Origin of the sequence: Vannielia litorea (assembly GCF_900142295.1) — a bacterium.
Classification (GTDB): domain Bacteria; phylum Pseudomonadota; class Alphaproteobacteria; order Rhodobacterales; family Rhodobacteraceae; genus Vannielia; species Vannielia litorea.
Map to the genome: position 1 here is coordinate 2,806,771 of NZ_FSRL01000001.1, position 24,545 is coordinate 2,831,315.

Annotated in this window: 23 protein-coding genes and 1 riboswitch; of the genes, 11 read left to right on the top strand and 12 right to left on the bottom strand. The window is 67.1% G+C overall.

What is annotated here, in order from left to right:
- Position 1 precedes the first annotated feature (1 nt).
- The 7 genes from BUR94_RS13700 to BUR94_RS13730 form a co-directional block, all read right to left on the bottom strand.
- On the bottom strand, positions 2–958 hold the full coding sequence (locus tag BUR94_RS13700; protein ID WP_084193037.1) for a HesA/MoeB/ThiF family protein: 957 nt from the start codon (positions 956–958) through the stop codon (positions 2–4).
- On the bottom strand, positions 955–1,551 hold the full coding sequence (locus BUR94_RS13705; RefSeq protein WP_074256762.1) for a thiamine phosphate synthase: 597 nt from the start codon (positions 1,549–1,551) through the stop codon (positions 955–957). The genes BUR94_RS13700 and BUR94_RS13705 overlap by 4 nt, the downstream gene beginning before the upstream one ends.
- The gene (locus tag BUR94_RS13710; protein ID WP_074256763.1) at positions 1,548–2,318 is read right to left on the bottom strand and encodes a thiazole synthase; all 771 of its coding nucleotides are present in this window, start codon (positions 2,316–2,318) and stop codon (positions 1,548–1,550) included. Before BUR94_RS13710 ends, BUR94_RS13705 begins: the two co-directional genes overlap by 4 nt.
- A 2-nt stretch (positions 2,319–2,320) precedes the next feature.
- On the bottom strand, positions 2,321–2,515 hold the full coding sequence (gene thiS / locus BUR94_RS13715) for a sulfur carrier protein ThiS (RefSeq protein ID WP_074256764.1): 195 nt from the start codon (positions 2,513–2,515) through the stop codon (positions 2,321–2,323).
- Positions 2,499–3,473, bottom strand: coding sequence for an FAD-dependent oxidoreductase (locus tag BUR94_RS13720; RefSeq protein ID WP_074256765.1), 975 nt, complete (start codon positions 3,471–3,473; stop codon positions 2,499–2,501). Before BUR94_RS13720 ends, thiS begins: the two co-directional genes overlap by 17 nt.
- Positions 3,470–4,273, bottom strand: a complete 804-nt coding sequence (thiD, locus tag BUR94_RS13725) for a bifunctional hydroxymethylpyrimidine kinase/phosphomethylpyrimidine kinase (RefSeq protein ID WP_074256766.1) — start codon at positions 4,271–4,273, stop codon at positions 3,470–3,472. Before thiD ends, BUR94_RS13720 begins: the two co-directional genes overlap by 4 nt.
- A 43-nt stretch (positions 4,274–4,316) precedes the next feature.
- A riboswitch (TPP riboswitch) is annotated at positions 4,317–4,421 on the bottom strand.
- 138 nt (positions 4,422–4,559) lie between these two features.
- Positions 4,560–5,297: a GntR family transcriptional regulator gene (locus tag BUR94_RS13730; protein ID WP_084193038.1), complete on the bottom strand. Its 738-nt coding sequence runs from the start codon at positions 5,295–5,297 to the stop codon at positions 4,560–4,562.
- 224 nt (positions 5,298–5,521) lie between these two features.
- Between BUR94_RS13730 and BUR94_RS13735 the strand changes: the two genes are divergently transcribed.
- The 9 genes from BUR94_RS13735 to BUR94_RS13775 all read left to right on the top strand — a co-directional run bounded on the left by BUR94_RS13735 (position 5,522) and on the right by BUR94_RS13775 (position 15,582).
- Positions 5,522–6,742, top strand: a complete 1,221-nt coding sequence (locus BUR94_RS13735) for an OsmC family protein (protein ID WP_074256768.1) — start codon at positions 5,522–5,524, stop codon at positions 6,740–6,742.
- An 8-nt stretch (positions 6,743–6,750) separates the two neighbouring features.
- On the top strand, positions 6,751–7,935 hold the full coding sequence (locus BUR94_RS13740) for an OsmC family protein (RefSeq protein ID WP_245794468.1): 1,185 nt from the start codon (positions 6,751–6,753) through the stop codon (positions 7,933–7,935).
- Between the two features lies 1 nt (position 7,936).
- On the top strand, positions 7,937–9,112 hold the full coding sequence (locus BUR94_RS13745) for a 4-hydroxybenzoate 3-monooxygenase (RefSeq protein WP_074256769.1): 1,176 nt from the start codon (positions 7,937–7,939) through the stop codon (positions 9,110–9,112).
- A gap of 57 nt (positions 9,113–9,169) precedes the next feature.
- Positions 9,170–10,153 (top strand): TRAP transporter substrate-binding protein, encoded by a 984-nt coding sequence (locus BUR94_RS13750; protein WP_074256770.1) that lies wholly within the window; start codon positions 9,170–9,172, stop codon positions 10,151–10,153.
- A 3-nt stretch (positions 10,154–10,156) separates the two neighbouring features.
- Positions 10,157–10,693: a TRAP transporter small permease gene (locus BUR94_RS13755; RefSeq protein WP_074256771.1), complete on the top strand. Its 537-nt coding sequence runs from the start codon at positions 10,157–10,159 to the stop codon at positions 10,691–10,693.
- Complete coding sequence (locus tag BUR94_RS13760; protein WP_074256772.1) at positions 10,693–11,997, top strand: TRAP transporter large permease; 1,305 nt, start codon at positions 10,693–10,695, stop codon at positions 11,995–11,997. The genes BUR94_RS13755 and BUR94_RS13760 overlap by 1 nt, the downstream gene beginning before the upstream one ends.
- 76 nt (positions 11,998–12,073) lie before the next feature.
- Positions 12,074–13,573, top strand: coding sequence for an aldehyde dehydrogenase family protein (locus BUR94_RS13765; RefSeq protein ID WP_074256773.1), 1,500 nt, complete (start codon positions 12,074–12,076; stop codon positions 13,571–13,573).
- Positions 13,574–13,581: 8 nt separating this feature from the next.
- On the top strand, positions 13,582–13,824 hold the full coding sequence (nrtS, locus tag BUR94_RS13770) for a nitrate/nitrite transporter NrtS (RefSeq protein ID WP_217694049.1): 243 nt from the start codon (positions 13,582–13,584) through the stop codon (positions 13,822–13,824).
- 63 nt (positions 13,825–13,887) lie between these two features.
- The gene (locus BUR94_RS13775) at positions 13,888–15,582 is read left to right on the top strand and encodes a thiamine pyrophosphate-requiring protein (RefSeq protein WP_074256774.1); all 1,695 of its coding nucleotides are present in this window, start codon (positions 13,888–13,890) and stop codon (positions 15,580–15,582) included.
- Positions 15,583–15,661: 79 nt separating this feature from the next.
- Here BUR94_RS13775 and BUR94_RS13780 read toward each other — a convergent pair whose 3' ends face one another.
- On the bottom strand, positions 15,662–18,874 hold the full coding sequence (locus BUR94_RS13780) for a 2Fe-2S iron-sulfur cluster-binding protein (RefSeq protein ID WP_074256775.1): 3,213 nt from the start codon (positions 18,872–18,874) through the stop codon (positions 15,662–15,664).
- Positions 18,875–18,986: 112 nt separating this feature from the next.
- On the opposite strand from BUR94_RS13780, the gene BUR94_RS13785 reads away from it, so the two are divergent.
- On the top strand, positions 18,987–19,463 hold the full coding sequence (locus tag BUR94_RS13785) for a MarR family winged helix-turn-helix transcriptional regulator (RefSeq protein WP_139301282.1): 477 nt from the start codon (positions 18,987–18,989) through the stop codon (positions 19,461–19,463).
- A 4-nt stretch (positions 19,464–19,467) separates the two neighbouring features.
- On the opposite strand, the gene BUR94_RS13790 is transcribed toward BUR94_RS13785, so the two are convergent.
- Complete coding sequence (locus tag BUR94_RS13790; protein WP_074256777.1) at positions 19,468–20,367, bottom strand: LysR family transcriptional regulator; 900 nt, start codon at positions 20,365–20,367, stop codon at positions 19,468–19,470.
- Positions 20,368–20,479: 112 nt separating this feature from the next.
- Here BUR94_RS13790 and BUR94_RS13795 point away from each other — a divergent pair, with 112 nt between their 5' ends.
- Positions 20,480–21,187, top strand: coding sequence for an NAD(P)H-dependent oxidoreductase (locus BUR94_RS13795; RefSeq protein WP_074256778.1), 708 nt, complete (start codon positions 20,480–20,482; stop codon positions 21,185–21,187).
- Positions 21,188–21,458: 271 nt separating this feature from the next.
- Here BUR94_RS13795 and BUR94_RS13800 read toward each other — a convergent pair whose 3' ends face one another.
- The 3 genes from BUR94_RS13800 to BUR94_RS13810 are packed head-to-tail and all read right to left on the bottom strand — an operon-like array spanning position 21,459 to position 24,534.
- On the bottom strand, positions 21,459–22,484 hold the full coding sequence (locus BUR94_RS13800; RefSeq protein WP_074257732.1) for an ABC transporter ATP-binding protein: 1,026 nt from the start codon (positions 22,482–22,484) through the stop codon (positions 21,459–21,461).
- A 2-nt stretch (positions 22,485–22,486) separates the two neighbouring features.
- A complete protein-coding gene (locus tag BUR94_RS13805; protein ID WP_074256779.1) occupies positions 22,487–23,539 on the bottom strand; it encodes an ABC transporter ATP-binding protein in 1,053 nt (350 codons plus the stop codon).
- Positions 23,536–24,534: an ABC transporter permease gene (locus BUR94_RS13810; protein WP_084193040.1), complete on the bottom strand. Its 999-nt coding sequence runs from the start codon at positions 24,532–24,534 to the stop codon at positions 23,536–23,538. Before BUR94_RS13810 ends, BUR94_RS13805 begins: the two co-directional genes overlap by 4 nt.
- Positions 24,535–24,545: the final 11 nt, after the last annotated feature.

Sequence of the window (24,545 nt, forward strand, 5' to 3'; positions counted from 1 at the left end):
GTCATGAGGCCGAGGCCGCGACGAGCACGATCTCACCGGGCCAGATGGGTTTGATGGCTTCGGCGGCACGCCAGGCCCGCAGGCCGGTGGCGCAGCACAATGCCAGGCGTGTGCCGGGCGCGGGAAGATCCGCAGCGATGCCCTCGACAGACAGGCGCCTTGCCTGCGGGTGCAGAGGCGGCGCGCCTTCGCGCAGATCGACGATCCGGTCCCGGTCCCTCAGGTCCGAAGCGGCCACGAACCGGAAGGCGATGTCGGGTTCGGGCGCAGTGTCGAAGCGGAAGCTGATCGCACGCAGGCTGCGCCCGTCATACTGCACCATCTGCCCGAGAGGCGAAGGCTGCATCGCCAGCAGCCAGTTGAGCGTCATCTGCGCCTGGCAAGCTCCGATGACGCCGACCACGGGGCCAAGAACGCCGGCCGTTTCGCAACGCGCGCCGCTGTCTGGCGCGGTTGGAAAGACGGCGCGAAGCGACGGGGCGGTTCCGCAAAAGCCGCCGACATAGCCGCCCAGCCCCAGGACCGAGGCGCTGATCAGGGGGATGGTCCGGGCAAGGCACAGATCGCTCAGCAGGTAGCTGACCGCGTAGCTGTCGGCGGCATCCAGCACCACGTCGCACCGGCCGACCAGCTCGGGGGCATTGGCCGGAGTCAGCCGGTCGACCACAGGCTCGACGGTGATCTCGCCATTGATTGCCCGGCACCGCTCGCCGGCCACCACGGCCTTGGCCCGGCCGCAATCGGCCTCGGAAAACAGGGTCTGGCGGTGCAGGTTGGACAGCGCCACCCTATCGCCATCGACGATTGTCAGATGCCCCACACCGGCGCCGGCCAGCAAGGGCAACACTGGTGCGGCCAGACCGCCGACGCCCACGACCAGCACCCTTGCCTCGGCCAGTCGGCGCTGACCTTCGGCGCCGACCTCGGGCAGGATCATCTGGCGGGCGTAGCGGCTCATCGCGTTGCCTCGACCCATTGGCGCAGGCGGGCCTCGGGATCGGCATTCAGGGTGATGTCGGTGACCACGGAGACGATGTCTGCCCCGGCCTGCAGCACGCCTTCGGCGCGTTCGACCGTCATCCCGCCGATGCCGACCAGGGGAATCGCGCCGATCCGCGCTTTCCACTCGGTGACGCGCGGAAGGCCCTGCTCGTGCCACTTCATCTTTTTCAGCACCGTCGGATAGACCGGCCCTAGCGCAACATAATCCGGCTGCATCCCCAGAACCCGCTCGAGCTCGTCCTCGTCGTGGGTCGAGACGCCCAGTTTCAACCCGGCGGCCCGGATGGCTTTCAGATCGGCCCCGTCCAGGTCTTCCTGGCCGAGGTGGATCCAGTCGCAGCCCAGATCCATCGCCGCCTGCCAATGGTCGTTCACCACCAGCACGGCGCCATGGTCACGGCACAGGGCCTGCGACAGGGCGATCTGGGCGCGGACGGCCTCTTCGGGCCGGTCCTTGATGCGCAGCTGCACGACCTTCACCCCCAGCGGCAGCATCCGGCGCAGCCAGTCGGAGTGGTCGAATATGGGATAGAACCGGTCGAGGGTCATGACAGGAAGGCCTTTCCGATCACCGGGGTCGAGGCCTCGGCCATGTCGCGGGCCTCGATCGGGTCGGCCTCATGCGCCAGCCGTCCCGCCTTGACCGCGCCCATCATGGCCCGGGCCATCGCGACCGGATCGCTGGCCCGCGCCACGGCGGTGTTCATCAGAACCGCGTCGTAGCCCAGTTCCATCGCGCGGGCGGCATGGCTGGGCAGACCGATCCCGGCATCGACCACGAGAGGCACCTCCGGGTACTCTGCCCGCATGGCCCGCAAGGCGTATTCGTTGTTCAACCCGCGACCGGACCCGATCGGCGCGCCCCAGGGCATCAGCACCTCGCAGCCCGCGACCAGCAGGCGCTCGGCAACGACCAGATCTTCGGTGGTATAGGGGAAGACCGCAAAGCCATCCTCGGTCAGGATGCGGGCGGCTTCGACAAGTTTGAAGACATCCGGCTGCAGGCTGTCGGTGTGGCCGATCAGCTCCAGCTTGATCCAGCGCGTGTCAAACACCTCCCGCGCCATGTGGGCGGTGGTGACGGCCTCCTTGACGGTGTGACAGCCGGCAGTGTTGGGCAGGACCAGCACACCCAGCTCGGCGATCATCTGCCAGAACGCCTGACCTGCTCCGCCAGCCCCTTCACGCCGCAGCGACACCGTGGCCACGCCCGCGCCGCTTTGGCGAAACGCCTGTTCGAGAATGGCCGGGCTGGGATATTGCGCCGTCCCCAGCATCAGCGGATTTGGCAGCTCGACGCCGTAGAACCGTTTCATCCTCAGCCCCCCTGCATCGGCGCGACGACCTCGACCCGGTCGCCCTCGCGCAAGCGGTGGCTGTCGCGGCTTGCGACCGGGATGAAATCCTCGTTCACCGCCGTGGCGACGCGGCCCGAGAAACCGCACTCCCTCAGCAAGGCAGACAGGGTTGTGGCCGCGACCTCGCGGGCCTGTCCGTTAAGCACGATCTTCATCGACCATCTCCGAATGTCTGTTGTCGAGCGCCAGGTCCGCCACGCCCCTGGCAAGGGCGGGGGCCAGCAAGTATCCGTGGCGATACAATCCGTTGGCATAAATCCTCTGCCCCAGCCGCCTGATACGCGGCAGGTTGTCGGGAAAGGCGGGCCGCAGATCGACGCCGATCTCGAGCACCTCGGCCTCGCCGAAAGCAGGGTTCAGGGCATAGGCCGCGCTGAGCAATTCCAGCATCGACCGTGCCGTGATGCGGCGGCGGTCTTCGCTTTCGATCATCGTGGCCCCGAGCATGTAGATGCCCTCTCCGCGCGGGACGACATAGAGCGGCATCCGCGGGTGCAGCAGGCGCACGGGACGGCTCAGCACGACATCCGGGCAGCGGATGACCAGCATTTCACCCTTCACCCCGCGCAGATCGTGCAGCACATCGCGAGCGTGCAGGCCCCGGCAGTCGATGGCGTTGGGCAGCTGTTCCGGCGCGCTTTGCCTGTGGAAGGCAACGCCCTTGTCCAGCAGCCCCTCGTAGAGATCCCGCAGAGCCCGGCGCGGATCGAGATGGGCTTCGGCCTCGAAGAACAGGCCCTGGCCAAAGCCATGCAGGTCGGGTTCGAGCTCTTCGATCCGGGCGCCGATTTCGCGGAACCCCTCGGTCCGCCGGGCAAAGCGGCGCAGGTCGGGCAGGTCCCGGCGGTTGGCGACCACGAGCGTCCCGCGGCCGTGCACCTCGGTTCTGCTCGCCCACCACTCCCTGGCCTCCTGCCCCAGTCGCAACACGGGTTCTTCGGCGCTTTCATATTCGCACCACGGCGCCAGCATGCCGCCGGCCCACCAGGAACAGCCGTGCGGGCCGGGCGGGCCGGCAGGGTCGAACACCTGCACCTCGGCCCCGCGATCCACCAGCTCCGTGGCAACGGCGAGTCCCACCACGCCGGCCCCTATGACAGACCACAGGGTCATGCTGGCCAGAAGGCGTGGAAATGGTGCACCGGCCCGTGACCCCGGCCGATGTTCAGATCATCTGCCGCGGCAATCGCGCCTTGCAGGTATGCGTGCGCGCCCTCGACCGCCTCGAAGAGCGGCAGGCCCTTGGCGAGACCCGCGGCAATGGCGGAAGACAGGGTGCAGCCGGTGCCATGGGTGTTGATGGTCTGGCGCCGCGGCGCGGTGAACTCGGCAACCACCTGTCTGCCTGAAATCAGAACGTCGTGGCAGGTGCTGCCCTCGGCATGGCCACCCTTCATGAGAACGGCCCCGGCCCCCATCGCGTTCAGGGCCATCCCCTGCGCGATCATTTCGCTCCGGCCCTGTGCGACCGGCGCCTCCAGCAGACGCGCGGCTTCGGGCAGGTTTGGCGTCAGGACCGTGGCGCGCGGCAGGAGCGTTTCTCGCAGCGCGTGCACGGCGTCCTCGGCCAGCAGGGCATCGCCCGACTTGGCGATCATCACGGGATCAAGAACAACCGGGCCCGCAAAAACGCCGATCCCATCGGCCACGGATTGGATGATGGCGGCAGTGGCCAGCATGCCGACCTTGATCGCGCGAGGTGCAAGATCCTCCAGGACGGCGTCGATCTGCGCGCCGACCACCTCTGCCGGAACCAGGTGAACGGCGGTCACGGCCCGGGTATTCTGGGCGGTGACCGCGGTGATGACCGACGCGCCGAACACCCCGAGTGCCGACATGGCCTTGAGATCTGCCTGTATGCCCGCGCCACCGCCACTGTCGGATCCGGCAATCGTCAACGCAACCTGCGCCATGTCGGTGCTCCTCGCAAAAGGGCACCGGCAAAGAAACTGTCCGCGCGAGCTGAAGACCGTTCCCTACGCCGGAATTGCCCGGATCAGGTTCGATGGGTTAGCGCGTTCACGCCTCTCAGCCTTTTCAAAGGCACCCCAACGGTGTGCGATCCGAGTAGCAACTCGACGATACGGTGTCAAACGCTCAGGCGCTGATCCCGGGCCTCCGGCTTTGCAACCTGAAGGGCCGCCCGGCGGCAGGCATCCGGGCGCGAGGCAAGGCAGGCGGCCAACGCGACGGCGGCGCTCAATCCTGCCCGTCGGTCTCGCCGCGGATGAGAACGCCGGATTTCATCAGCTTGTTCACGTAGGACGGGCCGATGAACAGTTTCGCATATCGGATTGGTGCGCCGGCATGTTCGCGCATCATGTTCTCTGCCCGGATCGCCTCGCCACTGCGGATGGCATCCCAGATGATCACATGCTGGGTGTGCCCGACCGTCATGCGCAGCAGCTCGGCCTGCGCCATGCCTTCGACCTCGGCGAAGGCCCCCGGCGCGACGATGGGGATGCGGGAGATCTTTTCGAGGCTGAGCGGGACAAAGTCGTTTCCGCAGCCTTTGGCGATGGTGGAATGAAAGATGTCGTTGGCTTCCTGGTAGATCGCGATCTCGCGCCGTGTCAGGTGATCGCGGCCGATGATCGCCTCGGTCATGGCGATGGAGCGCTCGATCGCGGCGGCGGTCTCCTCGGAGTATCCGCTCGAGGCCAGCCGGGCCGCCGCGACCCCCTCGATCACGGCGCGCACCTCTGCCGCCAGCTCGAGATCCCTGAAGGTGAAGGGCCTGATCTTGTAGCCCCGTCCCTCGAGTTTGACCAAGAGCCCCTCGGACTCGATCTGCGCCAGGGCCGCGCGCACCGGCGTGCGCGACATGCCCAGAAGCGTGGCCGCGCTGCTCTCGGTGATTCTCTCGGCGATCGAAAGCTCGCCGTTGATGATCATCGCGCGCAGCTCCGTAACCGCCTTCTCCACTGCCGTAGCCATAGATCCCCCTCACACTCCGCATAACCAAACCACGGTTACGTATCCGTTTTTTCAAGTTTCTACCCTTTCTCTCCTCGAACCGTCAATTTTTCGGACTCGGACTTGATTTATGTATACGTTTAAGACAACAATAGCGCCGACAGGAGGAGTCACCGAGACAAACGGATACATTAAGCCCTCGCCAGAGGCCGTAGCCGCACGGTGTATTGACGGAGGACGCGCCCATGCCGCTTGGCACGAACCGCATTGAAGAGAGTGGGCTGCCCCCCATTCATGAGGTCGCAAACCCCCAGGACATCGGCGTCGGCACGCCCGAGATCCGCAGGGGCGATGCGCTGCGCAGCCTCGTCACCTCGCTGTCGGGGTTTCAGAAGGAGGCGCTGGTGGCCTCGCGCCGTTCCGGAAAGACCTGGCGGATGGTGTCGGACGAGGGCAAGTATCTCAACGGTCACGATGCCGCCCCGCCGCCGCTCTCGTTCCTGACGGTGGGCATGGTTGCCTCCTACATGAACGAGATCACCGCGCTCGCCCGCCGCCAGGGCGTTGCGATCCGCCACCTCAGGCTGACGCTCGACAACTACTACACCATGACCGGCTCGATGCAGCAGCGCACCATGATCGGCGGCGCCGAGCCGGTGGAGCTTCAGGTCGAGATCGACTGTGATCTCGCCGGTGGCGCCTTGACCGAGTTCCTGATGAACGCGGTGCACGCCTCCCCGCTCAACGGGCTGATGCGCGGCGAGCACGCGAGCCTCTTCACCCTGTCGAAGAACGGCGTGGAGCTGCCTCCCAGGAAGGTTGCCCGGCTCGGCGCGCCCATGCTCCCCGATCCGGGCGATGCCGGATCACGGGCCGTGGCCGTGCGCGAAACCGAGGTGCTTCTCACCCACATCGGGATCACCGAGAAGAAGCCGGTGAAAGCCGGCACCGAAAGCGCCGCCTCCTCGCTCACCGATCACCAGAACCGCCGCCTCAACATTGCCGCAACCGCCGTGCTGCGCGACGACGGGATGAAGGAGATCCGCCAGCAGCTCTACTCGCCCCACGGCAAGGAGTGGCTGTTTCTTTCCGAAGAGGCCGAGGTTGATGGCGGCAAGGGCCGCGCGCCGGATGCGGCCAGCTACATCTCGGCCGGGATCGGCTTTTGCTTCATGACCCAGTTCGGCCGTCTCGTGCCGATGCTGGGGCTGGACCTGCCCCGTTACCAGATCATCCAGGATACCCACTTCAGCCTCGGCGGCGCCTCGGGCGGCACCGGCAAGGCGGGCGAGGCCGACCCGGTCGAGACCCATGTGTACCTGACCACGAACGAGAGCGACGAGGTCGCGCAGGAGATGCTCGATCTGAGCGAGCAGACCTGCTTTCTGCACGCCTTCTGCCGCACCGACCTGAAAACCAGACTGAAGACCGTGAGCATCCCGGCTTCTTCCACCACCGCGGCTTGAGGGGGCGCATGATGTCGAAAATTGGCAAGAACCTGATCGCGGAGAGCGGCCTTGCGCCGTTCTTCAAACTTGCAAACGCCGATGAAGTCGCCATCGACGCGCCGGACAACCGCAAGGGCGACGCCCTGCGCACATGGGTGCGCGCGCTTTCGGGCTTTCAGAAGGAGGCGCTGGTGCGCTCGGCCCGCACCGGCGACACCTGGCGGCTTGTCTCCGATGAAGGCCCCTATCTGAACGGTCACGATGCCGCCCCCTGCCCGCTTGCCTTCCTGTCGTCGGGGATGGTCGCCAGCTTCATGAACGAGATCACCGCGCTGGCCGAGCTGCGCGGCGTCACGATCCGCAAGCTGAAGCTGATCCAGGACAACTACTACACGATGAAGGGCTCCATGCCCAAGCGCACCATGGTCGGCGGCGCCGAGAACATCGACCTCCAGGTCGAGATCGACTGCGACCTGAGCGACGCCGAGCTGCACCAGTTCCTGCTCGATGCCACCTTCGCCTCGCCGCTCAACGGGTTAATGCGCGGGCAGCTGGAAAGCCTCTTCAAGCTCGGCAAGAACGGCACCGAACTGCCCACCGCCAAGGTGGCCGAACTGGATGCCCCGCTCTTTCCCGACCCCGGCAACCATTTTGCACGGGCGCTGCCCGAGATCGGTGCGCTCAAGCTGATGGAGCCTGTCGGCCCGACGCCGAAGAAGGAGGTCGTGCTGGGCACCGCCACGGGCGGCTCCTCGCTGGCCGACGAGCAGGACAGGCGGCTGAACATCGGTGCCGTCGCGGTGCTGCGCGAGGATGGCATCAAGGAAATCCGGCAGATGCAGTATTCGCCCCGGGGCACCTCGTTTCGCTTTCTGTCGTCCGAGGATGGCCGTGCGCCCGATGCCAACACGCTGATTTCTGCCGGGATCGGCTTTTGCTTCATGACCCAGTTCGGGCGCTTCGTGTCGATGCTCAAGCTCGACCTGCCCGATTATCGCATCGTGCAGGACACCCACTTCAGCCTCGGCGGCGCCTCGGGCGGCACCGGCAAGGCGGGCGAGGCCGACCCGATCGAGACCCATGTCTACCTGGAGACAAGCGAGAGCGACGAGACCGCGCAGGAGATGCTCGATATCTCCGAGCAGACCTGCTTTCTGCATGCCTTCTGCCGCACCGATCTGAAAACCAGGCTGCGGGTGCGGAGGGTCTGAGATGAAGACGCAGGTCTGCATCATCGGCGGCGGCCCGGCGGGCCTCATGCTCAGCCACATCCTCGATGCCAACGGCATCGACAACCTGGTGCTGGAGCGCCAGACGAAGGCGTATGTTCTGGGCCGGATCCGCGCCGGCGTGCTCGAGCACAACACCGTCGAGATGCTGCGCGACTACGGTCTGGGCGAGCGGATGGACCGGGAGGGCATGCCCAAGGACGGCACCCAGATCCTCTGGGAGAACCGCCCCGATTTCTTCATCGACGTGAAGAAATGGACCGGCAAGCAGATGATGGCCTGGGGCCAGACCTACATCACCGAGGATCTCTACGCCGCCCGCGAGCGCGATGGCGGCGCGGTGATCTGCGAGGCCGCCGACGTGACCCTGCACGACATCGAAAGCGATGCGCCGCATGTGACCTATGTGAAGGACGGCACCACTCATCGGATCGACTGCCGCTTCATCGCCGGATGCGACGGCTTTCACGGCCCCTCCCGGCAGGCGATCCCCAGGAGCCACCGGCGCGAGTTTCTGCGCGAGTATCCCTTTGGCTGGATGGGGGTGATGGTGGAGAAGCCGCCGGTGAGCAATTTCACCTATGTCTACCACAGCGACGGCATGGCGATGGCGGCCCAGCGCACCCCCATGCTCAGCCGCTACTACGTGCAGGCCCCGATCACCGACAAGCCGGGAGACTGGAGCGACGACCGTTTCTGGGAGACCCTGCTGCATCGCTTTCCGCCGGATGTGGCCGCACGGATCCAGACCGGCCCGACCATCGAGAAATCCATGGCCCCGCTGCGCAGCTTCGTCTCCGAGCCGATGCGCCACGGCAGCCTGTTTCTGGCCGGCGATTCCGCCCATATCGTGCCCCCCACCGGCGCGAAGGGGCTGAACCTCGCCTTCTCCGATGTCTTCTACCTGCAACGCGCGCTGGTCGCCTTCTTCAAGACCGGGCAGGGCGCGCTGATCGAGCGCTACTCCGACACCGCGCTGCGCCGCGTGTGGTCGGCCGAAAACATCTCGTGGCGGCTGACCAAGATGCTGCACGTGTTTCCGGGCGAGGACCCGTTCGAGCAGAAGATCCGCGAAAACGACTACGACCTGCTGCTGCATTCGGAGGCCGCCCAGCACGCGCTGGCCTACGAGTACATCGGCTTGCCGTTCGAAGACTGACCGCCCGCCCCAAGGCGGGGAGGGCACCACAAGGCAAATTGTTCTAGGGAGGAAACGATGAACAAACTGACGGCACTCACGACGGCGGCCTGCCTCTTGGCCGCACCCGCGCTCCAGGCCAAGGACCTCGCGCTCTCGTACTTCATGGGGCCGAACCATCCGCTCAACGAGGCGGTGTTCACCCCCTTCGCGGAGAAGCTGGCCGAGGTCTCGGGCGGGCAGCTGACCGTGACGCAATACCCCGGCGGTGCGCTCAACTCCTCGCCGCCCAAGCAGTATTCGATCCTGCTCGACGGCATCGCCGATGTTGCCTTCCACCTGCCCGGCTACACCGCCCAGATCTTCCCGATCACCACCGCGATCACCACGCCCGGCATGTGCGGCGATGCGCTGGAGTGCACCGAGGCGATGTGGCGCGCCATCGAGCCGATCGAGGCCGAGTTCGATGCCAAGCTGCTGGCCGTCTGGGCCAATGACCCGCAGGTGCTTTATACCAAGGACAAGGCGGTGCGGACGCTCGAAGACATGCAGGGCCTGCTGGTGCGTGTGACCTCGGCGCAGGACATTCCCTTCACCGAAGCCCTCGGCGCCTCCTCGGTCTCCCAGCCGGTCTCGGAGATCAACCAGAACCTCGCCAACGGCGTCGTCGACGCCGTCTCCATCGACCCCTCGGCCACCATGTCGTTCAAGATGCATGAGCCGGCCAACTACATGACCACCAACATCCCCGGTGCCGGCAGTGCCTTTGTTCTGATGATGAACAAGGGTGTCTACAACGCGCTCACCGAGGAGGAGAAGGGCTGGGTCGACGAGGCCTCGGGCAAGTGGCTCTCGATGAAGGGCGGCCAGATCTACCGCGACATGGCCGAACGCGGCATCGAGGTTGCGCGCGAGAACGGCGTGGAGATCATCGAGCTTTCCGCCGAGGAACGGGCCCGCTGGGATGCGGCGATCCAGCCTGCCCTCGATGAGTGGATGGCCACCGACCTCGGCCAGGGCATGACCGGGGCCGACCTCGCCCGCCTGTTCAAGGGCGAGTGAGCCATGAGCGCCGCCAAGCCGGCAAAGGCCACCGCCCCCTGGGGGCGGTGGTTCGGCACCATCGCCAATGGCTTCGCGGTCCTGGGCGGGGTCGCGCTTTTTGCGCTGATGTTCATCACCGTGGTGGCGGTCTTCTGGCGCTACGCCCTGCGTGATCCGATCTTCGGCATCGGCGACATGTCGTCGCTCTCGCTTGTCGTCATCGTGGCCGCCGGCGTGACCTATGGCGCGGTGCACGGGGCGCATATCAGCGTGGATATCCTCTCGGCCGTGGCCGGGCGCCGGACGAAGCGGCTCACCGACCTTCTGGTGCGCGCCCTCAGCGTGGCCATCTGCGGCTTCGCGGCATGGGCCCTGGCCGTCAAGGGCGCCTGCGGCCTGCCCTGCGGCGCGGTGACGCCGAACCTCGGCATCGTCCACACGCCGTTCTACTACCTGCTCTCCGCCGCGCTGGCGGTGATGACGGCCCTGCTGCTCTACCAGCTCCTGACCGGCCTCAGGCACTGGTCGGGCCAAGACCCCAACGAGGACAATGGCTGATGGATACCACGACGATTGCCCTTCTCGGCTTTGCCTCCCTTCTTGTCCTGCTGTTCCTGCGCATGTCGGTGGGGGCCGCCATGCTGCTGGTCGGCGCGGTGGGCATCTACCTGATCCGCCCGGCCGCCAGCCTGCCGGTGGTGGCGGGCGAGATCTTTGGCGAGGCCACCAACTACAATCTCACGATCCTGCCGCTCTTCATCCTGATGGGCAACCTGGCCGGTATCTCGGGCATGAGCCGCGATCTCTACGACGCCGCCCACAGCTGGATCGGCCACCTCAAGGGCGGACTCGCCTCGGCCACCATCGTCGGCTGCGCGGGCTTCTCGGCGCTCTCGGGCTCCTCGCTCGCGGCAGCGCTCACCATGGGCCGCGTCAGCCTGCCGGAGATGCAGCGCTTCAACTACCACGACGGGCTGGCCACCGGCGCCATCGCGGCGGGGGGCACGCTGGGCATTCTGATCCCGCCGTCCGCGGGCTTCGTGATCTACGCGATCCTCACCGAAGAGAGCATCGGACGGCTGTTCATGGCCGGCATCCTGCCCGGCCTCCTGCTCACCGCGCTCTTCATCGTGGCCATCTACATCGTGGTCTCGCTGAAGCCTTCCAAGGCTCCGCGCGCGATGGGCGCGGAGAGCCTGGCGCAGCGGATGGCCGCCCTCCTGCGGGCGCTCTGGATCATCGGGATCATCGTGCTCACCATCGGCGGCATCTACACCGGCGTCTTCTCGGCGGTCGAGGCGGCGGGCATCGGGGCCTTCCTGGCGCTGCTGGTCTGCCTGCTGCGCCGCTCGCTGACATGGGCCAACCTGAAGGAGGTGACCACCAGCACGCTGCAATCCACCGGCATGGTGTTCTTCATCCTTTTCGGGGCCTTCGTGTTCAAGACCTTCGTCGGCTTCACCGGGGTCACCTATGCCATGTCCCAATGGGTCGCGGCGCAGGGGTTCGGCGCGATGGAGGTGGTCATCGCGATCCTGCTGGTCTTCATCGTGCTGGGCACGTTCATGGAGGGCTTCGCCATCCTCGTGCTGACGGTGCCGCTGGTGCAGCCGCTGCTCGAAACCCTGGGCGTCGACCTGATCTGGTTCGGGGTGCTGATGGTGATCGTGCTCGAAATGGCGCTGATCTCGCCGCCGGTCGGGGTGAACGTCTTCGTGGTGAAGGGCATCGCGCCCACGGTCTCGCTGAACACGATCTTCCGCGGCATCTGGCCGTTCTGGATTGCCATGTTCGTCGCCGTGGCGCTGATCCTGCTGATCCCCGGCATCGCCCTTTACCTGCCCGACAGGATGTTTGGCTGAGGCCAAAGGACCGCGCGTCCCGGCCGCCCGCCGGGCCGCGCCCCCACAAGAAGAAACAGAGTTGGAGAATACCGGCATGAGCAACATCGACCGGATCGTCGAAACCGGGATCTGGGTGAACGGCGAGAGCCGCCCCGCCTCGGGCGGCGCGATGCACGACCTCTACAACCCCGCCCGCCCCGCCGAGCTTGTCGGCCGCGCCGCCGCAGCCACCGCCGAGGATGTGAATGCCGCGGTCGAGGCTGCCCATGCAGCCTTCCCGACTTGGGCCGACCTGGGCTTCGAGGCGCGCGCCGCGCTCCTGCGCCAGGTTGCGGCGGCGCTCACCGCCGACGAGGAAGACGTCAAGTACCGCTCCCGCCTCTTCACCCGCGAGCACGGCAAGATCGCCCGCGAGACCCTGCTCGAAATGTCCCGCCTTGGCGACCGCTTCATGCTGGCCGCCGCCTATGGCGAGCGCATGGCGGTGGACGAGCGGATGGGGCCCGCCAAGGCCGGCCCGCCGTTCGACACCATCATCACCCGCCAGCCGCGCGGCGTTGCGGCGCTGATCGTGCCGTGGAACTGGCCGCTCTCGATCCTCGGGGCCAAGCTGCCCCAGGCTCTGGTGGCGGGAAACACGGTGGTGGTGAAACCGGCCCAGAATTCCTCGCTGGCCCCCATGCTGACGCTCGAGATCATCGCCCGGATGCTCCCGCCCGGCGTGGTCAATGTCATCACCGGCTCCAGCGGCGAGATCGGAGACGCGCTCACCGGTCATCCGCTGGTGCGCAAGGTCAACTTCACCGGCTCGGTGCCGGTGGGCCGCCACGTGATGAAGGTTGCCGCAGAGAACCTTACCCCCGTGACCCTCGAGCTTGGCGGCAATGACGCGGCGCTGATGCTCGACGACATCGAGCTGGACGAGGCCGCCTTCGACCGCATGTACTGGGGCGCCTTCGGCTCTTCGGGGCAGATCTGCATGGCGCTGAAGCGGATGTACGTGCACGAAAGCCGCTACGACGAGGTGATCGAGGGCTTCACCGCCGCCTGCGAGCGGGCCGTGGTGGGCGACGGGCTGCTGCCCGAAACCACGATGGGGCCGGTGAACAACGCCAGGCAGCTGAAGGTCGTTACCGACATGATCGCCGAGGCCCGCGCCAAGGGGGCCGAGGTGCGCGAATGCGGGCAGGTGCCCGACGAGGCGCTCTATGCGGGGGGCGGCTACTTCCAGAAACCCACGATTGTCTACAACGCCGATCCGGGCCTCTCCATCGTGCGCGAGGAGCAGTTCGGCCCCTGCCTGCCGATCATGACGTTCCGCAGCGACGAGGAGGCCATCGCGCTGGCCAATGACAGCGCCTTCGGCCTCTGCTCCTCGGTCTGGACCCCGGACCCCGAGCGCGCCCTGCGCGTCGCCCGCAGGCTCGAGGCGGGATACACCTATCTCAACGGCCATGGGCCCATGGCACAGGACGGGCGCGGCCCCTTCGGTGGCTTCAAGAACTCGGGCATCGGGCGCAACCTCGGCTATGAGGGCGTGCTGGCCTTCACCGAGGCCCATTCGATCTCCGGGCCCGGAGGTTTCTTGCTGTGACCGCGCAGGTGCAGGAGCCCTGGCCCGGCTGGTGGCAGGTGGCCACCGGGCGCAGCGTGGTCATCCGCGCGGCCCGGATCGCGCTTGTCGTCGGCGTCGTCCTGGCGCTCATCAACCACGGTCACCGCCTGGTCTCGGGCACGGTCGACGGGGGTACCCTCGCCCGCATCGCCCTGACCTTTCTCGTGCCCTATTGCGTCTCCACCTACTCCTCGGTCCTGGCCGTGCGCGAGAGGCTGCAACGGGTCTGACCGCCATCCGGGCAAGGCGCCGGACCGGCCAGCCGCCCCTCACCGAGCACAAGGAACTGCGTCATGAAGGATCTCAACAACGGCATCTCGGGCGGCGAGCTGCTGCTGCGCAGCCTGAAGGCACAGGGGATCGACTACTTTCTCGCCAATGCGGGCAGCGACTTTGCCCCGGTCGTCGAGGCCTATGCGCGGGTGGGCACCGGCTCGCCCGATCTGCCCGAGCCGCTGGTCGTGCCGCATGAGGCCGCGCTGGTGGCCATGGCCCACGGCTACTGGCTGATGACGGGCCGCCCGCAGGCCGCCATGGTGCATGTCAACGTGGGGCTCGCCAATGGCGTGATGGGCATGATCAACGCCCGCGCCGACGATGTGCCGGTGATCCTGATGTCGGGCCGCACCCCGCTCACCGAGCACGACAGGCCCGGCGCCCGGCGGACGCCCATCCAGTATGGGCAGGAGCAGTTCGACCAGGCGATGATGGTTCGTGACATGGTGAAGTGGCACTTCGAGCTGCGCTACCCCGAGACCGTGCCTGCGCTGGTCTCCCGCGCGCTGGCGATCGCCAGGAGCGAGCCCGCCGGCCCGGTCTACCTGAGCCTGCCGCGTGAACCCCTGACCGAGCTGACCGCCCCCGACCCCGAGACCGGCCCGCTTCAGGTGCCCTCCCGGCAGGGCGCGGCCGACGCCGAAGATATCGCCACCGCCGCCCGCTGGCTGGCCGAAGCCGAGCGCCCGCTCGTCATCTGCCAGCGCGGCGATCCGGGCGGCAAGGTGGCCGCCGCCCTCGAGCAGATCGCCGAAGCGCACGCGCTGCCCGTGGCCGAGGTCTTTGCCACCCGCAAGGTATTTCGCGGGACCCACCCGATGGCGGTCGGGCCCGACCTCTCCAGGCGGCTGCCCGAGGCCGACGTGGTGCTCGTGGTCGATGCGCCGGTCGCCTGGATCGAGCACCAGAACCGCCCGGCGCCCGGCGCCAAGGTCATCCACCTCGGCCCCGACCCGCTGCACAGCCGCATGCCCGTGCGCTCCTACCGCACCACCCTCGGCCTTGCCGGCAACACCGCCGCCACCCTGGGCGCGCTTGACGCAGCGCTCCGCGCCCTGCCCCGACCGCCGCGCGATACCGCGCCGATTGCCGAGGCCCATGCCGCCTACCTCGCCCGCGTCGCCAAGGCGGCAGAGGCGGGCTCCACGGGGGCGGCCAGCAAGGCCTTCGTTGCCCAATGCGTTGCCGCGATCCTCGGGGAGGATGGCGTGGTCTTTACCGAGCGCGGCGCGCCCGCGCCCTTCTATCCGGGGCTCAAGGCCAACCGGTTCTTCGGCAACACCCCCGCCGGCGGCCTGGGCTGGGGCGTGCCTGCCGCGCTCGGCGCGCAACTGGCCGACCGCGACCGGCTCGTGGTGAGCGTGGTCGGCGACGGCTCGCATCTCTTTGCCAACCCGGTGGTCTGCCACCAGATCGCGCGGGCCAACAAGCTCCCGCTACTGACCGTGGTGCTCGACAACTCCGGCTGGGACGCGGTGCGGCTCTCCGCCCTCGAGGTCTATCCCGACGGCGTGACCGCTGGCGCCGAGACCGTGCCGCTGACCGAGTTCGGCGACAACCCCGACCATGCCGCCGTGGCCGAGGCCTGCGGGCTCTGGGCCCGCCGCGTCGAGCGGGCCGAGGACCTGCCCGCCGCGCTGGAAGAGGCCCTGGAGGAGATCCGGGGCAACCGCAGGCCCGCGCTCCTCAACGTCGCCGTCCGGCCTGAGTAACGAAAAAGGCCATTGCCGGGCGCTCCGGCAATGGCCTCACTCTCTCGCGGCAGCGCGGGGCGCACGCGCACGCGCGGGCTCAGAGATCGAGCTCCAGCACGCCGTTCTCCATTGCTGCACGCGACTGGCACAGGATGATCCCGGTCTCGCGCTGCGCCTTGGACAGCACAAAATCCCGGTGCTCCACCTCGCCCGAGACCAGCCCGCACTTGCAGACCCCGCAGATCCCGTCGGAGCACTTCAGGTCGATCGGGTAGCCCTTCTCCAGCAGCACATCCGCCGCCGAGCGGTCGGCCGGAACGGTGAACTGCTTGCCCGACTTCGTGAGCCGGATCTCGAACGGATGATTCACGTAGTCCGGCTGCTCGGGCACGGCGAAATACTCCAGGTGCCGCGCCTCCTCCGGAAAACCGGCCGCCTCGGCCGCCTCCATCACCGCGCTCATGTAGCGGTCGCCGCCGCAGGTATAGAGGTGCCACCCGGGTTCGTAGCCCGCCATGATTGCCGACAGGTCCAGCCGCGTGCCCTCGCAGGAGACATGAAGCTGCACCCTGTCGGCCCAGGGAAAGCCCGCGAGATCGGGCAGGAAGCCCATCGTCTCCCGCGACCGCCCCGAGTAATGCAGCTCGAAGGACCTGCCCTGCGCGTGCAGCTCATGGGCCATGGCGATCATCGGGGTGATGCCGATGCCGCCGCCCAACAGCACCGAATGGGTCGCCTCCGGCACCAGCGGAAAGTGGTTGATCGGCTTGGAAACGAAGACCCGCCGCCCCTCGCTGAAGATCCGTTGCAGCAGTTTGGAGCCGCCCCGCCCGGACTCCTCGCGCAGCACCGCGATCTGGAAGTGGTCACGATCGGCCGGATTGCCCGAGAGCGAGTATTGCCGCAGGAAATCCGGCGCCACCACGATATCCAGATGCGCCCCGGCCTGCCATTCGGGCAGCGGCTTGCCGTCCACCGGGCGGAACTCGTATTTCACCACCCCCTCCGCAATGGGCTCCACCTTCGAGACCGTCACCTGGATCACCGGGCTCTCGCCATCGGCGGTGTAGCGGTGCAGGAACGGCTCCAGCGTGCCCTCGCTGGCCCGCCGCCGGTACTCATCGGCGGTGATCATCGCCTGGTAGGCCTCGATCCCCGCCTCCCGATCCATCGGGAACGGGTAGGGGTGCGGCGGCGGCGCCAGCGGCGCGGGATAGACGGCCAGCGTCTGATCCTCGTATTTCAGGTTCAGATCCTTTTGCAGCGACCGGGCGTTCACCTCCCGCTCGGTCGGGCGATAGGCCCCGTCCTTCTGCAACTCCAGATCCCACCACCATTTCTTGACCGGGTTCAGGCTGCCGTTCTCGACGTAGTCGTCCAGCCTGGCGAGCACCGGCGCGGCCTGCGGCATGTGCATCGCCACCCAGCGGAACGGCTCCTCCTTGAACAGGCCCTCGAGGTTCCACGGGCAGGTCTTCATGCAGCGCCCGCACATCGCGCCGCCCGGCGTGGTGATCCGGTAGGTGGTGCATTTCTGGCTGTCGGATTTCCAGATCTCGTAGCCGTTGAACATCAGCTTCGGCCCGGCGGTGATTGCCCCGGAGGGGCACTCGCGGGCGCATTTGTTGCAGCTGTTGCAGAACGTTTGCAGGCCGAAGTCGATGGGCTTGTCATGGGCCATCGGCAGGTCTGTCGTCACCACGCCCGATTTCAGCCGCGGCCCGAGGAAGGGGTTCAGGATCACCTCGCCGATCCGGCTGACCTCGCCCAGGCCCGCGAGCAGAAGCAGGGGCGGCTGAAGCACCTCGCCATCCATCACCGAATGGGCCTTGGCCTTGTAGCCGAGGTTGCGGATCTGCCGGGCGATCACCCCGCCCAGAAGCGAGAACCGCAGGTAGGCCCGCATGGATTGCGCCACCGCGATCCAGTCATCGCCCGAGGAGCCCTCCATCGTCTCGTAGCCCTGGTCCACGATCATGCTGATCGCGTGGTCATGCTCGGGCACGATCGGCTCGCCCCGCGCGTCATGGCTGTACCATGTCCACTCCGGGCAGCGCGAGATCCCCACCGCATCCAGCCCCAGAAAGTAGCTCGTGGCCTTCACCAGCTCCGCCGCCTCCTGCGGGTCGATCCGCGCCTTCCGGGGCGCGGACTCGCCATCCTGCAGCAGGGTGAAGGCCCCCAGTGCCCGCCGCTGCGCGGTCGAGGGCGCGGCCTTGAACACGTAGTGCCCGCCGCGCGCGCCATCCTGCACGTGCTTGCCCAGATCGCCGAAGACCGAGCGGGCAAACATGTCGGCCCGCTTGGGCACGCGTGCCACGTTGGGCTCGTCGATATAGGTCGTGGGCTGATCGACCCGCTTGAGCTTTTCGAAGGGATGCGCCCCGTCCACGAAGCGCCGGCCCTTGTAGGGCACCGCGTTGGAGGCATTCTTGGCGAAGCCCCGCCCCAGCTTCCACGCCGTGCCGAAGGCGCTCTTTGGTTGCTGGCCCAGCGGCACCAAGGGCAGGTCCGGCGCCAGCTCGAAGCGGGTGGTGATCGCCGCCAGCCCGAAACGCGTGCCGATGTAGGGGTGGGTCAGCACGCCGTTCTCCACCGTCACCAGCCCCGCCGCCACGGCGAGCCTGTTCAGGTCCACATCCGAGCAGGAGGCCGTATGCGCCCGCGCGTCACGGCCCAGCACCCGCAGGTAGTTGGCCAGCACCGTCGCTGTCTCCGTGGCCAGCAGGGCCGCGCGATGGGCGTAGGCATCGGCAAACCAAGCCGTCCCCGGCTCATCCTCCATCGGGTCGCGCGGGTTTTCATAGAGAAAGACCACCGCATGGCTGTGCCCCTCGATGGAGGAAGGCGGCGCCTCGGCCGACTCCTTCAGATCGGCCATGATCTGATCCACCCCGGCGGCAAATGTCTTGGTCTGGCGGGTCTGCAACTCCGAGGCCAGCCGCGCGACATCGGGGTTGCGGTGCGGCTCGGCGAGCACGGCGGCCTCCGGCAAGAGGCACACCCCCGTCACCGCCGCATCGGCGAAGTATGAGAAGGCCTTGATGTGGTTGGCGCGCTCCACCGGATCCGTCGGGCAGGCCGAAACCGCGGGGTTCACGATGCCGTCGCGGATCACGTCCATCATCGCCTGATGCTCGCGCATCGCGTTGACGATGGACTCCGGCGCCTCCGAGCGGTCGAACGACAGCGGCTCGAAGGCCGGCACCGCAGCCAGGTCGGGCATCACCCGCGTCCGCGCCAGCAGCTCCGAGGGGTAGCTGCCCATGTGGACGGGGCGGTTCTTGCTGGAAAACAGTCGGATGCCCATGGCTGTCTCGATTCTGGCTATACGGTTAATCCTGATTATTGTTGCCTAAGTTAATTACTTTTGGCAATCTGAATCTCGCAAGGCCATCCGGTCCAGAACAACGGAGTCTCACGTGGCAGACGACTTGGCGGACACGTCCCGCACGGCGCCCTATGCCCTGCGCCAGCAAATCGGCTTCAAGCTCAGCCGCACCGCCCGGCTCATGCAGCAGCGGCTGGAAGCGACGCTGGCCACCCAGGGCCTCACCCGGCTCACATGGTGTGTGCTCAGCAGCATCGGGCTCGAGAACAGATCCAGCCCCTCCGGCATCGCCGACAATCTGGGCGTCACCCGGCCCATGCTGTCGCGGCTCATCAAGGCGATGTCCCGCGACGGGTTGATCGAGGTGACGCTCGATCAGAACGATGGGCGCAACCGGCAACTGAGCCTCACGGCCGAGGGCGAGGCCAAACTGCGCGCCTGCCACCCCTTGGTGCAGGAGAACAACGCGCATTTTTCCCGCAAGCTGTCTGCGAAGCAGATGCAAAGCCTCCATGCGCTGATCGACAGGCTCATCGAGGGCGAGGACGCCTATCTCGACAGCCTGTAGCGGACTACCAGTCCGACCGCCCGCCGAGATGTTCGACCAGGAAGTCGATGAAGGTGCGCGTCTTCGGGGTCAGCACGTTCGACCGGGGGTAGACCAGCCACAGCACCGAACGGTCGTTCGAACGCCAGTCTGGAAGCACGCGCACAAGGCGCCCGGCGGCGATCTCATGCGCCACGCTCCACAGCGAATTGATCGAAAGGCCGGCCCCGGCCAGGGTTGCCTCGCGCTGCGCCGCGCCATCGTCGACCAGCACCCGGCAGGTCATTGCACGCGGATCGAGCGGCACCGTCGCGCCCTCGGGCCCGATCAGCTCGCGCCTGTCCGGCCTGCGCCACGAGATGAACCTGTGCGCATGCAGGGCCTCCGGCGTTTCGGGCATGCCGTGCTGCTCCAGATAGCGGGGCGCAGCACAGAGCACCCGCCTGTCCTCCGACAGCTTGCGCCCCTTCAGGCTGCTCTCGGCCAGCGGCGCACTGCGCAGCGCAAGATCGAAACTGCCCTCGATGGCGTCGAACCGCGTGTCCGAGAGGCGCAGATCGAGGGTTAGCTCCGGGTATCGGTCATGGAACTCCGGCAGGAGCGGCATGATGTGCAGCTGGGCGAAGCTGCTCGGCGCGGCAAACCGCAACGTGCCTTGCGGCCCGGCACCGACACCGCCCAGCGCGGCCCGTGCGGCCTCGGCCTGTGCCAGTATTTCCCTTGCATAGGGCAGAAAATCCGCGCCTTCGATGGAGAGCGCCACCTTGCGCGTGGTCCGCCGCAGCAATTCCACGCCGAGCTCCTGTTCGAGTTTAGCCAGCCGTGCGCTGGCAACCGCCGGGGCCAGTCCCAGCTCGCGCCCCGCTGCGCTGATGTTCAGCCGCTCCGCAGCCATCACGAAGAGCCGCAGATTGTCCGTTTCCATGGGCGATTATCCTTTGAAACCGAAAACTCAAACCTGTTTTGCCAGGATTTTATCGCCATGCGCAAACGTTATGTCTCGCGGCGAACAACATCCAATGCCAATGGAGCGGCCCATGAACGCTATCACCACATCCACCCTCGATGTTCGCGCCCAGATCATCGACGCCTTCAACTTCCGCCATGCCACCAAGGTCTTCGACGCCGATCGCAAGGTCGATGACGAGACCTTCGCGACCATTCTCGAAGCCGGCCGCCTCTCGCCCACGTCTTTCGGCCACGAGCCCTTCCGGATCCTGCTTGTCCAAAGCCCGGAAAAGCGGGAGCTTCTTCGCGCGTTCTCCTGGGGCGCCAACGGCATGATGAGCGGCACGTCCGGCCAGCTGGGAACCGCCAGCCACTTCGGGATCATCCTCGCCAGCACCGCCGCAACCATGACGGCCGGTTCGGAGTACCTCGTGGATCACTACCGCCACGTGAAGCACCTGCCGGAAGACATCATCGACGTCTTCAACGGCGCCTACGGCAAGTTCCAGCGTATCGACCACGACATCACGACCGACCGCGAAATCACCGACTGGTCGGGCAAGCAGGCCTATATCGTGCTGGCCAACATGATAACCGCAGGCGCGCTGCTTGGCGTCGACTCCTGCCCGATCGAGGGTTTCGACATGGCTCAGACCACCGACACCCTCGGCGCGCACTTCGGCGTCGATACAAGCCAATGGAAACCCGCCGTGATGTTCGCCTTCGGATACCGCGCCAAGGAGCCCGAGTTTCCCAAGTCCCGCCGGACGATGGAAGACGTCGTGGCCTGGTTCTGACCGGGCGGGCCGGCCCGTGCTGTTGCGACAGGCGCGCAGCCGCAAACGGGATGGGCGCAGGTCTTTCCAGGTTTAGGACCCGGTTTCCGGTCCAGCTTCGGACGTGCGACCGATCGGAACGGCAGCGCGTTGTCGGCCCGTTTGCCGGCCGCGCCAGGCCCCGCTGCGCAGTGGGCAGGAGCATCGTTGCACGGCTCCGGCAATTTGGTCACCGGGCTTCGGCAAGCCTCCGGTCCGAAGTCGGGCTTGCCCTGGCCCGTGCTTAGGGGGCTTACCCGAGCATCTTTTGCCGGGCTTCGGGATCATGAAGGTGGCAGGCTACCTTCTCCTTCGGGCCCATGGTCCGGAGGGGCGGGGGAACCTCGGCGCAATGGGCTGTCGCGTGGGCGCATCGGGTTCTGAAATAGCATCCGCTGGGCGGGCGGATCGGGCTGGGAACCTCGCCGGTGAGCACGACCCGCCCGCTGCGGTCGTGGTCCGGGTCCGGCCGGGGGACGGAGGACAGCAGGGCGCGGGTGTAGGGATGCTTGGGTTCGGAGAAGATCCGGGCAACCTCGGCGATCTCCACGATCCGGCCAAGGTACATGACGGCCACGCGGTCGCAGAGATACTCCATGACCGCGAGGTCGTGCGAGATGAAGAGATAGGCGAGGCCCAGGTCCTGCTGCAGTTCCTTGAAGAGGTTGAGGATCTGGGCCTGGATCGAGACATCGAGCGCCGAGACCGCCTCGTCGCAGACGATGACGGAGGGGTCGAGCGCCAGGGCGCGGGCGATGGCGATGCGCTGGCGCTGGCCGCCCGAGAACTCGTGCGGATACTTGCCGAGCGACGCCCTGGCGATGCCGACCTTGCCCAGCAATTCCGCCACGCGCTTGCGCGCCGCCGCCCCCCTCAGCGTGCCGTGCACCTGCATCGGCTCCGCCACGATCTCCTCGGCGGTCATGCGCGGGTTCAGCGACGACATCGGATCCTGGAACACCATCTGCAGGTTCCGGCGATGCGGACGCATCTGGGCGCGCGTGAGATCGGTGATGTCATGGCCCATCGAGAAGATCCGGCCGCCGGTGGGCTCGGTCAGCTTCATCACGGTCCGGCAGACCGTCGACTTTCCGCAGCCGCTCTCCCCGACGATGCCGAGCGTCTCGCCGCGCCTGAGCGAGAAGCTGACGCCGTTGACCGCCTGGATCGCAAGGTCGGTCCTCGACAGGAAGCCGCCGCGGATCGGATAGTGCTTTTCCAGGTCCTCGACGCGCAGAACCTCCTGCGCGGCCTCCTGGGAGTGTGTCCGGGGGATCATGTTCATTGGCCGTGACCTGCCTTTGAGGTGGCGCCGGGGAGGGCCGCAACGGTTTCGGCGAAATGGCAGGCGACCTGGTGCTCGGCCTTGCCGAAGGCACGCAAGGCCGGTGCCTCGGTGCGGCACTGGTCGCGGGCGAAACCGCATCGCGGATGAAACGGGCAGCCGGCGGGGAGATTGGCGAGATCGGGTGGCTGGCCGGGGATCGGCGTCAGCCGCTGGCCGGACATCTGGTGCGGGATCGAGTTGAGCAGGCCCTGGGTGTAGGGATGCGCCGCATTGCCGAAGATCGACCTGACATCGGCTGTTTCGACGACCTTCCCGGCATACATGACGCAGACTCGGTCCGCGACCTCGGCGGCGACCCCCATGGAATGGGTGATGATCACCAGGCCGACCCCGGTCTGCTCCCGGAGATCGCGCAGCAAGGCGAGGATCTGGGCCTCGACGGTAACGTCCAGCGCCGTCGTGGGCTCGTCGGCGATGATCAGCTCCGGGTTCACGGCAATGGCCATCGCGATCAGCAGCCGCTGGCGCATCCCCCCCGAAAACTCGTGCGGGTAGCTGTTGAACCGGCTTTCCGCATCCGGGATGCCGACCTTGCGCAGCATCTCGAGCGCGCGGGCATTGGCCGAGGCCTTGGACATGCCCATGTGAACCCGCGACATCTCGGCCAGCTGGAAGCCGACGGTGTAGACCGGGTTCAGCGCCGAGAGCGGATCCTGCATCACGATGCCGATATGGCGCCCGCAGATCTTTCGTCTTGCGCGGTCGGAGAGCTCGAAGAGGTTCTGATTGTCGAAGCGGGCCGACCCGCCGGTCACGTGGCCCGGCGGCGTATCGAGGATACCCGTCACCGCTTCGAAGGTGATGCTCTTGCCGGATCCGCTTTCGCCCAGAACCACCAGGGTCTCGCCGCGCTTCACCGTCAGGCTGACGCCATTGACGGCGTGGACGACGCGCGTGCCGAGCCGGAACTCCACACGCAGGTCGCGGATGTCGAGCAGGTCGCCGGCGGGCGCGCGGCGCTCGGGGGTGTTGCCCGGTTCGGTCACTGGTTGGCCCCTTTCGGCGCGAGGCCCGTGCGCCCTTGTCCGGTCTTCTTCCGCGAGCGGCGCTCAAGGCGCCAGCTGAGTTTCGGGTCCATCGCGATGCGCATCCAGCTCGACAGGAGGTTCGCCGAGAGGGCTGTCAGGAGGATGGCGAGCCCGGGCCAGAAGGCCAGCCACCAGGCCGAGGTCAGGTAGTTACGCCCGCTGGCGACCATCACCCCCCAGGTGTAGTCGGGCGGCTGAACGCCGATGCCGAGGAAGCTCAGGGACGATTCCGCGAGCATGACGTTGGCGAGGTCGAGCGACGCCACGGTAAAGAGCGTGGGCAGGATGATCGGCGTGACATGCTTGAACAGCAGCCTGAAGTCGCTCGCCCCGATCGAGCGCGCGGCCTCGACGAAGAGCCGCTCCTTGACCTCCAGCACCTCCGCCCGCGCGACACGGATGTAGACGGGTGTTCGGGTGATCGCGAGAACGATGACGACGTTGAGCACGTAGGGTTCGAGCACGTAGAGGACGATCATGGCGAGCAGCAGCGAGGGAAAGCTCATCACCAGATCGGCGCCCCGCATGATCACGCTGCCCACGCGCCCGCTGTAGTAGCCCGCGATGACCCCGAAGAGCGTGCCCACCACCAGCGAGAGCGCGACGACACACAGCGAGATTGTCAGCGTCGTCCGAGCCGCGATGAGGATGCGCGGAAGGATCGGCCGACCGAGGAGGTCACCGCCCAGGATGTACTCGATCCCGGCGCCGGTGGTGAAGGGTGGCGCGTTGCGCATCGACAGGTTCATGCCCGAGGACTGCGTGTCCATGAAGATCGGGCCGATGATGGCGGCCCCGATGAGGGTGACCAGGAAGGCGAAGGCGATCGACGCGAAGAGATCGCCGGAGAGCAGCCGGAAGAAGCCCGACACCGACCGCATCACGCCGAGGACGCGCGAGCGCTCGGCCTCCGCTGTCGGTTCCGCATTGGTGGATTGGTCGCTGCCGCTCATGGTGTGCCGAT

What these genes read in the sequence shown, in the direction of transcription:
- BUR94_RS13765 (WP_074256773.1), top strand. Translation starts at nt 12,074, where the DNA reads ATGAGCAACATCGACCGGATCGTCGAAACCGGGATCTGGGTGAACGGC.
- thiS (WP_074256764.1), bottom strand. Translation starts at nt 2,515, where the DNA reads ATGAAGATCGTGCTTAACGGACAGGCCCGCGAGGTCGCGGCCACAACC.
- BUR94_RS13740 (WP_245794468.1), top strand. Translation starts at nt 6,751, where the DNA reads ATGATGTCGAAAATTGGCAAGAACCTGATCGCGGAGAGCGGCCTTGCG.
- BUR94_RS13775 (WP_074256774.1), top strand. Translation starts at nt 13,888, where the DNA reads ATGAAGGATCTCAACAACGGCATCTCGGGCGGCGAGCTGCTGCTGCGC.
- thiD (WP_074256766.1), bottom strand. Translation starts at nt 4,273, where the DNA reads ATGGCGCAGGTTGCGTTGACGATTGCCGGATCCGACAGTGGCGGTGGC.
- BUR94_RS13720 (WP_074256765.1), bottom strand. Translation starts at nt 3,473, where the DNA reads ATGACCCTGTGGTCTGTCATAGGGGCCGGCGTGGTGGGACTCGCCGTT.
- BUR94_RS13795 (WP_074256778.1), top strand. Translation starts at nt 20,480, where the DNA reads ATGAACGCTATCACCACATCCACCCTCGATGTTCGCGCCCAGATCATC.
- BUR94_RS13790 (WP_074256777.1), bottom strand. Translation starts at nt 20,367, where the DNA reads ATGGAAACGGACAATCTGCGGCTCTTCGTGATGGCTGCGGAGCGGCTG.
- BUR94_RS13750 (WP_074256770.1), top strand. Translation starts at nt 9,170, where the DNA reads ATGAACAAACTGACGGCACTCACGACGGCGGCCTGCCTCTTGGCCGCA.
- BUR94_RS13705 (WP_074256762.1), bottom strand. Translation starts at nt 1,551, where the DNA reads ATGACCCTCGACCGGTTCTATCCCATATTCGACCACTCCGACTGGCTG.
- BUR94_RS13710 (WP_074256763.1), bottom strand. Translation starts at nt 2,318, where the DNA reads ATGAAACGGTTCTACGGCGTCGAGCTGCCAAATCCGCTGATGCTGGGG.
- BUR94_RS13700 (WP_084193037.1), bottom strand. Translation starts at nt 958, where the DNA reads ATGAGCCGCTACGCCCGCCAGATGATCCTGCCCGAGGTCGGCGCCGAA.
- BUR94_RS13745 (WP_074256769.1), top strand. Translation starts at nt 7,937, where the DNA reads ATGAAGACGCAGGTCTGCATCATCGGCGGCGGCCCGGCGGGCCTCATG.
- BUR94_RS13800 (WP_074257732.1), bottom strand. Translation starts at nt 22,484, where the DNA reads ATGATCCCCCGGACACACTCCCAGGAGGCCGCGCAGGAGGTTCTGCGC.
- BUR94_RS13760 (WP_074256772.1), top strand. Translation starts at nt 10,693, where the DNA reads ATGGATACCACGACGATTGCCCTTCTCGGCTTTGCCTCCCTTCTTGTC.
- BUR94_RS13780 (WP_074256775.1), bottom strand. Translation starts at nt 18,874, where the DNA reads ATGGGCATCCGACTGTTTTCCAGCAAGAACCGCCCCGTCCACATGGGC.
- BUR94_RS13810 (WP_084193040.1), bottom strand. Translation starts at nt 24,534, where the DNA reads ATGAGCGGCAGCGACCAATCCACCAATGCGGAACCGACAGCGGAGGCC.
- BUR94_RS13755 (WP_074256771.1), top strand. Translation starts at nt 10,157, where the DNA reads ATGAGCGCCGCCAAGCCGGCAAAGGCCACCGCCCCCTGGGGGCGGTGG.
- BUR94_RS13730 (WP_084193038.1), bottom strand. Translation starts at nt 5,297, where the DNA reads ATGGCTACGGCAGTGGAGAAGGCGGTTACGGAGCTGCGCGCGATGATC.
- BUR94_RS13735 (WP_074256768.1), top strand. Translation starts at nt 5,522, where the DNA reads ATGCCGCTTGGCACGAACCGCATTGAAGAGAGTGGGCTGCCCCCCATT.